Source organism: Micromonospora marincola, from assembly GCF_056150385.1.
In genome coordinates this window covers 129,647-140,520 of record NZ_JAXCFT010000013.1, presented here as the reverse complement: position 1 = coordinate 140,520, position 10,874 = coordinate 129,647, and the positions used below count along the sequence as shown (strand labels likewise).

The following is a 10,874-nucleotide window of genomic DNA, read 5'->3' as shown; positions in this document are numbered from 1 at the left end:
GGGGCCCCCGCGCCCCCGGGCGCGGGGGGGCCGCGCGTCGGGGTGGGGCGGGGTGGGGGGGGCGGCCCCGCCGGGCCCCCCCCACGACGGCCGGCTCGCTCACTTGGCCGCCTTGGGCAGCGACTCGGCGAGCAGCTTGCGGGCTTCCTCCCCGCCGTTCGCCTTCCACTCGGTGACGATGGCGTCCACGTCGCTCATCGGACGCCGGCCGCGCAGGACGTCGGTGAACTTGTCCTCGGTGGGCACCTGGTTGGCCTTCAGGGCGGCCGGCATCTCCAGCTTGACCCCGGCCCAGGGGTTCTTCTCCAGGAACTTGACCATCTGGTTGGAGTAGTTCAGCACGTCCGGCACGTAGCGGGGGGTCTCCGGGTACGGCCCGATGGTGGGGTTTCGACCGCTGATGAAGAAGTACTGGTTCGCGATCTCCTTGAACGCCAGATCGGTCTTGACCGGCCCGTTCGGCGACTTGGTGTGGTGCTTGCCCTCGACGCCGAAGTCGCGGAGCTGGGCCTCCTGGCTGCCGAGCGGCGCGGAGCACCAGTTGATGATCCGCAGCAGCTCCTGGACCCGGTCCTTGCCGAGGCCCTTCTTGACGAAGGTGTAGGAGATCGGCTTGTCCTCGCCCCAGACCAGCGGATCGCCCCCCGTGGCGGAGAAGATCGGCACCGCCTGGATGTTCAACGCGGGGTTGGTCTTCTGGTGCTCGGCCTGGGCGCCCTGCCAGAAGCCGACGCCGTCCTGTTTGAACACGATCGCGCCGTTCTTGGCGAAGAGCTGCTTGGCGTCCGCGCCCCGGCTGGCCACGATGTCCGGGTGGACGAGACCGTCCTTGTAGATCTTGGCCATCACCTCGAGCGCCTGGCGGAACTCCGGGGTCTCGTACTTGAACTCCGGCGTCCCGTCGGAGCGCAGCCGCCATCCCTGGTTGGAGCCGGGCACCCGGTGGAACATCTGGATCATGGCGAAGACGTCGTCGAACGCCCACACCTTGCGGGCCGGGTCGGTGACCTGCTTGGCGGCGGAGAGCAGATCGTCCAGGTTGGCCGGCAGCGCCAGGCCGCGCGCGTCGAGCAGATCCTTCCGGGCGAACAGCGCCCAGGGGAAGGGCCCGTCGGTGGGGTTCGGCACGGATACCAGCCGCTCGTTCCACACCGCCTGGCGCCAGGCCCCGGTCGGGAAGCTCGCAAGCATCGGGTACGCGGACACGGCGTCGCCCTTGAGGTGGTCGGTGAGATCCTCGAAGAGCGCCTTGATCGCCTCGGCGAAGCGCGGGATCTTCTCCACCTCCCAGCTCGGCACGCAGAGCAGCTCCGGCACGTCGCGGGCGCTGAGCATCGCGTTGAGCTTGTCGGCGTAGGTGATGCCGTCCTGGATGGTGAAGTTGACAGGCGTGCCCAGCTCGGCGTTGACGGCCTGGAGGTAGGCGCTCTGCGCGATGCCGGTCGGCGCGGGCCCCCACGCGGGCGTCATCGCGGTGACCTGCTTGCCGCTGGTGCCCGGCTTCTCGGTGATGGCGTCGACCAGGGTGGCCGGGTAGCTGGTGTAGCCGTCCGGCACCGGGCGGGTGCCGATGATGTCGGGCTTGATGGCGCCGGTCGGGTCCTTGTGCGTCGGCAGCAGGCCGGAGACGGCGTCGAGCTGCTGGGCGCCGCCGGAGCCGGCGGGCTTCTCGGAGCAGCCGGCGAGCAGCGGCCCGGCGGTGGTGGCGGCCACGCCGAGGCCGACCAGGCCGAGGAAGCGGCGGCGGGAGGAGCCTGGATCGGGGTGGTGCTCGCTCATCGGTCCCCCTTCGGGAGGGATGCACGGTGGAGTGTTCGTATGGATGGTCAACAAACTAACTTCGACCGTGAGCTTGCACAAGAGCGAACCGGGAGCGGCGTTGTGGTCAGGCCGGACAGCGGTCGGACAGCGCGTAACGGGTGAGCACCACGTCGCCGATCTGGCGTACCTCGATCACCCGGGCGCGGCGGCCCGGATGCCACGGGAAGCGGCCCTCCCCGACGAACCGGGGCGCCCGGCCGTCCCCCACGAAGAACGGCGCGACCACCAGGTGCAGCTCGTCGGCGAGGCCGGCGGTGAGGAACTGGCGGTGCATCATGCCGCCGCCCTCGACCATCAACCTGCCGATCCCCCGCACGGCCAGGTCGGCGACCACCACGGCCGGGGTGGCCGGCTCACCGGCGTCGACCACGGTGGCCACGGCGCCCACCTGCTCCCGGGCCTTCTCCACCACCCCGCTCGGGCAGTAGACAAGCTTGAGCCCGTCGCCTGTGGTGAAGAACCGGGCCCCCGGATCGAGGTCGCCGCTGCCGGTGACCGTCACCTTCACCGGCGACGGCGGCAGGCCCCGGGCCACCCGGACGGCCCGCCGCCGCTCGCTGCGCACCAGCAGCCGGGGATCGTCGCGGCGGACCGTGGCCGCGCCCACCATGATCGCGTCGCAACCGGCCCGCGTCGCGTCGACCCGGTCCAGGTCGTCGTCGTTGGAGAGCAGCAGCCGCTCGGTGGTCGCGTCGTCGATGTAACCGTCGATCGACATCGCGCAGCTCAGCAGCACGTACGGGCGGGTGGTCACGGCACGAACGGCAGGTCGAGAGCGTGGTCGGCGCGGGTGACCTTGGCCGCCAGATAGTCGGCGTTGGCCGGGGACAGGTGCACGCCTGTGGTGACCCGGTCGACCACGGCGATGCCCAGCCGCTCGATCTGGTCGGCCTTGTCGGGATTGTTGCTGAGCAGGGCCACCCGGGCCACGCCCAGCGCGGCGAGCATCTGCGCGGCCACGGTGTAGTCCCGCTCGTCGGCGCCCCGGCCCAGGGCCAGGTTCGCCTCGTACGTGTCGAGGCCGTCGTCCTGGAGGGCGTACGCGTCGAGCTTGGCGTACAGGCCGATGCCCCGCCCCTCCTGGCGCAGGTAGAGCAGGTAGCCGCCGGCCTCGGCGATCCGCTCGACCGCCTCGCGCAACTGCGGGCCGCAGTCGCAGCGCTGGCTGCCGAACACGTCACCGGTGAGGCACTCGCTGTGCGGGCGGACCAGCGGCGGGTTGGCCCCACCGTGCTCACCCAGCCCGAACGCCAGGTGCTCGCGGCCGTCCACCAGGCCGTGGAACGTGTGCACCCGCGCGGTGGTCACATATCCGTCGGGGAACCGTAGCGGGACCGTGACCCGGGTCCGGATCGTCGCGCTGGGCAGGGACTCGTCCATGGTTCTCCTCCGTTCAGTCGCCGGGCGGGCCCGACGACGCACACCTCGCACCCTCACCGTATGCGGGATCACCGACAGTTGCCGGGCTCCCGGCTCGGCAGCCGGCGGGCCAGCAACACGACGGCGCCGGGCAGGCTGGCCACCAGGACCAGCGCGCCGTACACGGTGCCGGTGGCGACGCCCTGCGCGGCGGTCAGGCCGGCCGCCGCGAACGCCCAGGCGGCGACGCCCTCCCGCGGCCCGAAACCGCCCACGTTCAGCGGCACCGCCATGGCCAGCAGGGCGAGCAGGGTCAGCGGCAGCAGGCGGGACAGCGGCGCGTCCACCCCCGCGGTGCGGGCCGCCACCAGGAAGGTGGCCAGGTGACCGGCGAACACCACGGTCGAGGCGATCACCACACCGGCCCAGGTGCGCCGGGCCAGCAGCCCGGAGCGGACGTCGGCGAGCGCGGCGCGGGCCACCCGGGCGGACCGGGACGCCCCCGATCGGGGCACCGCGCGGGCGGCCAGCACCAGCGCCACGGCGGCCACCGCCAGGACAGCCGCAAGCGCCGGCAGGTAGGGGCGGACCGGGGACGGGAACGCGGCGAGCACGGTCACCGCGATGACCACCTGCACCACCTGACCCGCGGTGCGCTCCCACACCACGGCCCGGACGCCCCGGGCCACGTCACCGGCGTCCCGGCCGTGCCGCACCGCCCGGTGCACGTCGCCGAGCACGCCGCCGGGCAGGGTGGAGTTGAGGAAGATCGCCCGGTAGCAGTGCGCCACGGCGGCCCGCATCGGCAGCCGTACGCCCAGTCCGCCGGCGACGAGCGACCAGCGCCAGGCGCAGCAGACGGTGGTGACCACGCCGATACCGAGCGCGGCGGCGAGCGCCGGGGCGTCGATCAACCGCAGTCCGGCCAGGAACGGGCCGGTGCCCACGTACCCGACGAGCGCGGCGAGCACGGCCAGCCCGGCGGCCGGACGCACCCAGGCCCGGCGTACCCAGGCGGGGAGCATCCGGGCCGGCCGCGCCCGGACCCGGCGGGGCCGGGCCGGTACGGGCGCGGCGATGGCGACATGTGACAAACGGTCCTCCCTCGTTCCCACCGGATGTCACGTGTCGGCGGGCCGTTCGGTTCACCCGGCGAGCAGGTCGGCGTGGTGCAGCACCACCTCGACCCGGCCGGCGGCGGCCTCGGCGAGCCGCCACTTCCTATACGTCGCGGCGGGGCCGGCCAGATGCGGGCGTTCCTCGACGGCCGCGTCGACCCAGCCGGACAGCCACTCGGCGGTCAGCGCGGCCCGCTCCGGGCCGAGCCGCCACGGGGTGGACCGCACCGCCACCCCGACGCCGTGGCGGCCGAACGCCGCCACGGTGGCGTCCACCGCGTCCGGCCCGAGCAGGGCCCGCCCGTCGACGGTGCGCCGCTGGTGGGCGTTGAACGCGGCGGCCAGCTCGGCGTCGAGCGGGTCGGCCGGGGTGAACTCGGCCCGGCCGGACACGCTGAGCGCGAACAGCGTCGGGTGACCGGCACAGGCCGTGACCATCCGGTCGATCTCGTCGGCGGTGAGCATGTCCAGCAGCGCCGAGGCGGTGACCAGGTGGGCGTCGGCCAGGTCGGTCGCGGTCAGCCGGGTGATGTCCGAGCCCCGGGTGGTCACCGTCACCGGCGCGCCGTCGGCGGCGGTGAGCCCACCGCCGGCAAGCGCCAGCAGGTCGCGGTCGCGCTCGTGCAGCACCCAGCGCTGCGGGCCGGGCAGCCGGGGGGCCAGCCAGCGGGCCATCGAACCGGTGCCGCTGCCCAGGTCGTGCACGACGAGCGGCCGGTCGGCGGGGAGCCGGTCGCGGACCGCGTCGACCAGCTCGGCCGAGCGGGCGTCGGCGTCGGCCGGCTCGCGCAGCCGCAGCCAGTCCGCGAAGTCGGGTGGGAGTGAGGTGGTCATGCCGCGGTCGCCTCCTTCAGCGCCGTCGCCAGCCGGTCCACGGTGACCGGCCAGCCGGTGAGGGTGTCCCGCCGCTGCCGGGCCGCGCGACGCAGCCGGTCCCGCAGGCCGGGGTCGGTGAGCCAGCGGCGCAGCGCGCCGGCGGCGGCGCCCGCGTCGTCCGGCGGCACCAGCAGGCCGGGCCGGTCGCCGCCGGGGGCGCGCCCGAGGGTGGCCGGCAGGCCGCCGGTGTCGCCCGCAAGCACCGGTACGCCCCGGGCCAGGGCCTCGGTCACCACCATGCCGTAGGTCTCCCGCCGGGAGGCCAGGACCAGCAGATCGGCGGCGGCGTACGCGTCGGCCAGATCCGCTCCGGCGCGCGGGCCGGCCAACCGGACCCGGCCGGTCAGTCCGGTGGCGGTGAGCCGCCGGCGCAGTCGGTCCACGAACGCCGGGTCCCGGTCGAGCGGCCCGATCAAGTCGCAGGTCCAGTCCAGGTCCGCGACCTCGGCGAGCGCGGCGGCCAGCAGGTCGTGCCCCTTGATCGGGGTGACCGCCGCGACGCAGAGCAGCCGGCCCCCGCCGGGCGTGCCGGGGGCGAGCGGCGCCGGGTCGACCCCGGGCGGGGCGACAGTCACCCGTTCGGGGGCGAGCGGACAGCGCTCCAGCAGCCGGCGGCGGGTCCACTCGCTCGTGGTCACCACCGCGGTCACCGCCGCGAGCGCCCGCCGCTCGGCCTCGTCCTCGATCGGCAGGTGCACGAGCACCACCAGGCGCAGCCGGGCGGCGTGCGGGGCGAGCACGTCCGGCACGGTCGAGGCGACCAGGCCGTCGAGCAGCACCGTCGCGCCGTCGGGAAGCGCGCCGAGCAGACCGGCGAGCGCGGTCCGTTCCGGCTCGCCCGGATGCGGCCACCCACCCGGCACCTGGTGCTCGCGCACGGCCCAGCCGAGCGCGGCCAGCCCCTGGCAGGCGTGGCGGTCGTAGGCGTTGCCGCCGCTGGGGTTCGCCGGGTCGTCGATGTCGCCCGGCAGCACCACGTGGACGGCGGTCATCCGGTCACAGCGAGCGCTCGTAGCTCGCCCACGCGACGTGCGACTCGTGCAGGGTGACGGTGATCCCGGCCAGGCCCCGCGCCCCCTCCCCCAGCCGGCCGGCGTGCGTCGCGTCGGCGAGCCGGTCGGCGACGGTGCGGGCCAGCACCTCGGTGGTGGTGTTCACCCCGGCGAAGGCCGGCTCGTCGTCCAGGTTGCGGTAGGTCAGCTCGCCCAGCACGGCCTTGAGCTGCTCGGTGGCCAGCCCGATGTCGACCACCACCCCGTCCGCGTCCAGCTCCGGCCGGCGGAACGTGGCGTCGACGACGAAGGTCGCGCCGTGCAGCTTCTGGGCCGGGCCGAACACCTCGCCGCGGAAACTGTGGGCCACCATCATGTGGTCCCGGACGGTCACGCTGAACACGATCACTCCTCGCCGTAGGTGATGAGATGACAGAGCGCCGGCAGCTCGCCCGAGGCGAGCCGGTCCAGCACGTCGGGCAGGTCGGTGAAGCGGGACCGGCCGGTGAGCAGCGCGTCGAACGCCGGATCGACCAGCAGGTCCAGGGCGAGGGCGAGCCGGTCGGCATAGCTGCGGTCGGCACGCCGGGGCGACACGGTGCCGACCTGGCTGCTGCGGATGCCGAGCCGCCGGGAGTGGAACGCGCCGCCGAGCGCGAGGGTGACCGGGCGGTCGCCGTACCAGCTCAGCTCCAGCACGGTGCCCTCCGGGCGGAGCAGCTCCAGGCCGCGTTGCAGCCCGGCGGCGCTGGCGCTGGCGTGCACCACCAGGTCGCGGTCGCCGGCGGCGTCGGCGGGCGAGGCGAAGTCGACCCCGAGCGCCTCGGCCACCGCGGCCCGGGCCGGGTCGGCGTCGACAAGCTCGACCCGTACGCCGGGGAACCGGGCCAACAGGGCGGTCACCCCGCACCCGACCATTCCGCCGCCGATCACGGTGACCCGGTCGCCGACCAGCGGCGCGGCGTCCCAGAGCGCGTTCACCGCGGTCTCCACGGTGCCGGCCAGCACGGCGCGCTCCGCCGGCACGCCGTCCGGCACGACCACCACGGCGTCGGCCGGGACCACGTACGCGCTCTGGTGCGGGTACAGGCAGAACACGGTACGGCCGCGCAGCCGCTCGTCGCCGGCCTCGACCGTGCCGACGCTGAGGTAGCCGTACTTCACCGGCGCCGGGAAGTCGCCCTCCTGGAAGGGGGCGCGCATGGCGGCGTGCTGGTCGGCCGGGACCCGGCCGGCGAAGACGAGCGTCTCGGTGCCCCGGCTGACCCCGGAGAACCGGGTGCGGACCAGCACCTCGCCGGGGCCGGGCGGGGCGAGTCGGACCGGCCGGATCTCACCCTCGCCGGGGGCGCGGAGCCAGAAGGCGTGGGCGTCGACGGTCACGAACCCTCCTCATGTCCCGCATTCCGGTCGAGTTGTCGATCATAAACACGGGAGCGGGACGTCCATGGTTCGAACCGCACGGCCGGCGGGCGGTTCAGGCGGCCCGCCGCCGCTCCCCGACCGCGCGGCCGGTCGACCCGTCGCGGCCGGAGCGGCGGCCGGTGTCCCCGGCCAGTCGCATCGCCCGGCGGGCCGAGTCAAGCGGCTCGCAGGGCGCCGGCCGGCCCGCGCAGAGCAGGCTGGAGCACCGGCCCTCGGCGTCGGGCCGGTGGTTCGCGGCCACGTCGTACGCGGCCCGCCACAGCAACGGGTCGGTGACGCCGTACGGCAGCGCGGCGTCCTGACTGGACCTGGTCCGGATCGTGTCGGGCACCGGTGTTCCCCTCTCCGTCGTCACTCCCGGTATCAGTGACCCGGAGAGTCGGGATCAAACCTCTCACCTGCGGAACTGTGCCCGCCAGCAAGCAATGTCACGTCCGGGCCGCCCCCGACGCGCTTCCCCCCGGCGGCTTGCCCTGCCAGGGCCAGCGACCGTCCAACTCGACCTCGAGCGAGAAGCTGAGGAACGTCCGGACCAGCACGATCAGCGCCAGCACGCCGACGCTCGTGAAGGTGGGCGACACCGCGACGGTGCGGATGATGTCGCCGCCGACCAGGAACTCCAGGCCGAGCAGGATGGCCCGCCCCACCCCCTGCCGATACGCCCGGTAGTGCGTCACCACCTCCCGGGTCCGGGCGCAGCGCACCGCGTACACCACCGTGGCGACCGCGACGCCGACCCCGATGACAAGCACCCCGGCCAGGTCCAGCAGCGCCCCGATGTGCTGGATGATCTGCTTGGTCGGCATCCGACACCCCCGTACGCCCCGGTCTCAGCCTCGCGCATCAGGCGCCGTCGCCGGGCCGGTTTGCCCGTGGCGGACGATCGGCCGGGACCGCGGGGAGGTGACCCGCCCGCCGTCCCGGCCGCCGACCTCACGCGGTGTTACATCGGGTTCCAGCCGTCGGTGCCGGCCAGGTACTTCTGCGGGGTGTAGTTGGCGGCCTGGGCGTCGCTCAACTGGGGGCGGTTGCCGTTGACTGTCGCGCCGGGGCCGGTGTTGCGATATTCGGAGAAACGGGCGTTCTGCCAGGTGTTGCCGCTCATGTCGGTCCATGGCTGGCTGGTCTTGACGGTGTTGCTGAGGGTGGATTCGCGGTAGAGCACCTGGGCGCCCTGCCCCCAGGGGCGGCCGAGCGTGGTGTTGTTGGTGCCGGTGCCGGTGCCGGTGACGGTGGACCGGTAGATCAGGAAGCCGTAGGGCTTGGCGGGGTCGGTTCGGGCGGCGGTGATGGGGGCGCCTGTGGAACGCTTCTCGTGGATGGTGGAGGCGTGGATGACGACGGTGCCGTCGCCGAAGATGAAGTCGACGGTGCCCTCGATGTAGGAGTCGACCACGTAGGCGCGGGCGCGCACGTTTGCCAGGAAGGTGTCCTGGTCACCGAGGAGCCGGACGTTGCGCAGCACGGCCCGGTCGGCGTTGAGGTGCAGCGCGACGGCCTGCTGGTCGACTGTCGTGTTGTTCTCGACGTAGTCGTTGGCGATGGTCAGGTTCTCCGCGACGAAGTTCGCGCCGTCGACGAACACGCTGGCGCTGGCGAAGGTGCCGCTGCTGGTGGCCGAGTTGTTGAACACGAGCACCGTGTTCGACGGGGACGAGCCGAGGCCCTGGAAGGTGACGTTCGGCTTGTTCGCCGGCACGCGCACGACCTGCCGGTAGGTGCCGGGCTTGATGGTGATGACCCGGCGGGTGGTGTTGTTCGCCGGCACCGCGTCCACCGCCTCCTGCACGGTGCGGTAGCTGCCGCTGCCGTCCGCGGCCACCGTCGGCTTGCCGGCCGGCGGCGGCGTGGTCGGCGGCGGAGTGGTCGGCGGCGCTGTGGTCGGCCTGGACGTCGGGGTGGCGGTCGGCGTGGACCCGCCGCCGCAGGCCACGCCGTTGAGCGTGAACGCGGTCGGGCTCGGGTTGGTGGTGCCGCTCGACGTGCCGTTGAAGCCGACCTCGACACTCGCGCCGGCGGCGATCGTCGCGTTCCAGTCGACGTTTGTGGCGACCACTGCCGCGCCTGATGAACTGGCGGTGAAGCCCCACGCCTGCGCGACGGTCTGCCCGGCCGGGAACGTCCAGCCGAGACGCCAGCCGGTGAGCGTGTCACCGAGGTTACGGATGGTGATGGCGGCGCTGAAGCCGCCGGACCACTGCGCGGTGACCCGGTAGTCGATCTGGCAGCCCGCGGCGGCCTGGGACGGGCGGGCGGTGGCGACGCCCACGGCGGCGATGGCGGTGGTGACGAGGACGGCGAGCACGGCCGCCGTCTGTCGTCGGACGAGAAGTCTCACGGTTCTCCCGGGGTCGGTGCGGATGCGGTGTGTCGCCCCCACCGGCACCGCCATCGCTGGCGGCGGCCCTCGCGGCAGGGAGCGGTGCCCGGAACGGGTGCTGCCCGGCGGCCCGTCAGCACACAGACGGGCCGCCGCGACCGGGGCAACGGTTTTCCGCGGATCTCCCAGGAGGCGGTCAGGTCGGCGCCGATGCCGGCACCTGTCCCGGCCGGCCGCGAGGCAGCGCGGGCAGGCGAGCACGTGCCGGCCCAGCCGCTTGCGCCAGATCGGGGCGAGCGCACCGTCCCAGCCCCGCGCGGCGTGGGCCAACCCCGGGCAGCGCGGCGTGGCCCACCACGCGCCAAGCACGGTGTACGCCTGCGCCAGGCGGCTGCGCATCCGCTGGATCCGGACCGCCGCGTGCGCCGGGCCGACCGCCAGCGCCTCGGCCAGGTCGGCGCGGTTCAGCTCGCCGTTGAGTTCCCGCCACCACAGGGCGAGCACCTCGCGGTCGTCGGGCCCGAGCCACTCGACGGCGGAGCGCACATCCCGCCGCTCGGCGTCCCGGCTTACCCCGGCCAGCGCCGCGCCGGCCACGTCCGCGGCCGGGTCCGGCGGCTCCGCGGACGGATCCAGCGGCACCTGCCGGGACGCGGCCCGCCGGCGGGCGTGTTCCCGGACCTGTCGGATGGCGATGGTGACAAGCCAGGCCCGGAAGCGTTCCGGGTCGCGAAGCGCGGGCAGCCGCTCGACCACCCGCAGCATGACCTCCTGCGCCACGTCGTCGACGTCCGCGTGCCCGGCGAGCGCGCGTCCGACCACGTTGTACACGAGCGACAGGTGCGCGGCGAGCAGCGCGGCGAGCGCGCTCCGGTCGCCCCGGCGCGCGGCCGTCACCAGCTCGACGTCCACCGGCGCCGTCACGGCGCACCGCCCTCCGGCTCCCCCGGATGCCGACCACCG

Annotated in this window: 11 protein-coding genes; all 11 read right to left on the bottom strand. The window is 74.3% G+C overall.

Annotated features, from left to right (window positions below):
• Positions 1-99 precede the first annotated feature (99 nt).
• Complete coding sequence (locus SM450_RS23665) at positions 100-1,779, bottom strand: extracellular solute-binding protein (protein WP_474621956.1); 1,680 nt, start codon at positions 1,777-1,779, stop codon at positions 100-102.
• A 106-nt stretch (positions 1,780-1,885) separates the two neighbouring features.
• Positions 1,886-2,575, bottom strand: coding sequence for a RibD family protein (locus SM450_RS23660; RefSeq protein ID WP_474621955.1), 690 nt, complete (start codon positions 2,573-2,575; stop codon positions 1,886-1,888).
• Positions 2,572-3,201, bottom strand: a complete 630-nt coding sequence (locus SM450_RS23655) for a GTP cyclohydrolase II (protein WP_474621954.1) — start codon at positions 3,199-3,201, stop codon at positions 2,572-2,574. The genes SM450_RS23660 and SM450_RS23655 overlap by 4 nt, the downstream gene beginning before the upstream one ends.
• A gap of 68 nt (positions 3,202-3,269) precedes the next feature.
• On the bottom strand, positions 3,270-4,205 hold the full coding sequence (locus SM450_RS23650) for a lysylphosphatidylglycerol synthase transmembrane domain-containing protein (RefSeq protein WP_474621961.1): 936 nt from the start codon (positions 4,203-4,205) through the stop codon (positions 3,270-3,272).
• Between the two features lie 120 nt (positions 4,206-4,325).
• On the bottom strand, positions 4,326-5,132 hold the full coding sequence (locus SM450_RS23645) for a small ribosomal subunit Rsm22 family protein (RefSeq protein WP_474621953.1): 807 nt from the start codon (positions 5,130-5,132) through the stop codon (positions 4,326-4,328).
• A complete protein-coding gene (locus SM450_RS23640) occupies positions 5,129-6,166 on the bottom strand; it encodes a glycosyltransferase family 4 protein (RefSeq protein ID WP_474621952.1) in 1,038 nt (345 codons plus the stop codon). Before SM450_RS23640 ends, SM450_RS23645 begins: the two co-directional genes overlap by 4 nt.
• Before the next feature lie 4 nt (positions 6,167-6,170).
• Positions 6,171-6,569 carry a 6-pyruvoyl trahydropterin synthase family protein gene (locus tag SM450_RS23635; RefSeq protein ID WP_281588754.1) on the bottom strand — a complete coding sequence of 133 codons (399 nt, stop codon included), beginning with the start codon at positions 6,567-6,569 and terminating at the stop codon, positions 6,171-6,173.
• Positions 6,570-6,571: 2 nt separating this feature from the next.
• Positions 6,572-7,549: a zinc-dependent alcohol dehydrogenase gene (locus SM450_RS23630; RefSeq protein ID WP_474621951.1), complete on the bottom strand. Its 978-nt coding sequence runs from the start codon at positions 7,547-7,549 to the stop codon at positions 6,572-6,574.
• Between the two features lie 94 nt (positions 7,550-7,643).
• Positions 7,644-7,922 (bottom strand): hypothetical protein, encoded by a 279-nt coding sequence (locus SM450_RS23625; RefSeq protein ID WP_474621950.1) that lies wholly within the window; start codon positions 7,920-7,922, stop codon positions 7,644-7,646.
• A gap of 97 nt (positions 7,923-8,019) precedes the next feature.
• The gene (locus tag SM450_RS23620; RefSeq protein ID WP_474621949.1) at positions 8,020-8,397 is read right to left on the bottom strand and encodes a DUF1622 domain-containing protein; all 378 of its coding nucleotides are present in this window, start codon (positions 8,395-8,397) and stop codon (positions 8,020-8,022) included.
• A 137-nt stretch (positions 8,398-8,534) separates the two neighbouring features.
• On the bottom strand, positions 8,535-10,835 hold the full coding sequence (locus SM450_RS23615; RefSeq protein WP_474621948.1) for a pectinesterase family protein: 2,301 nt from the start codon (positions 10,833-10,835) through the stop codon (positions 8,535-8,537).
• Positions 10,836-10,874: the final 39 nt, after the last annotated feature.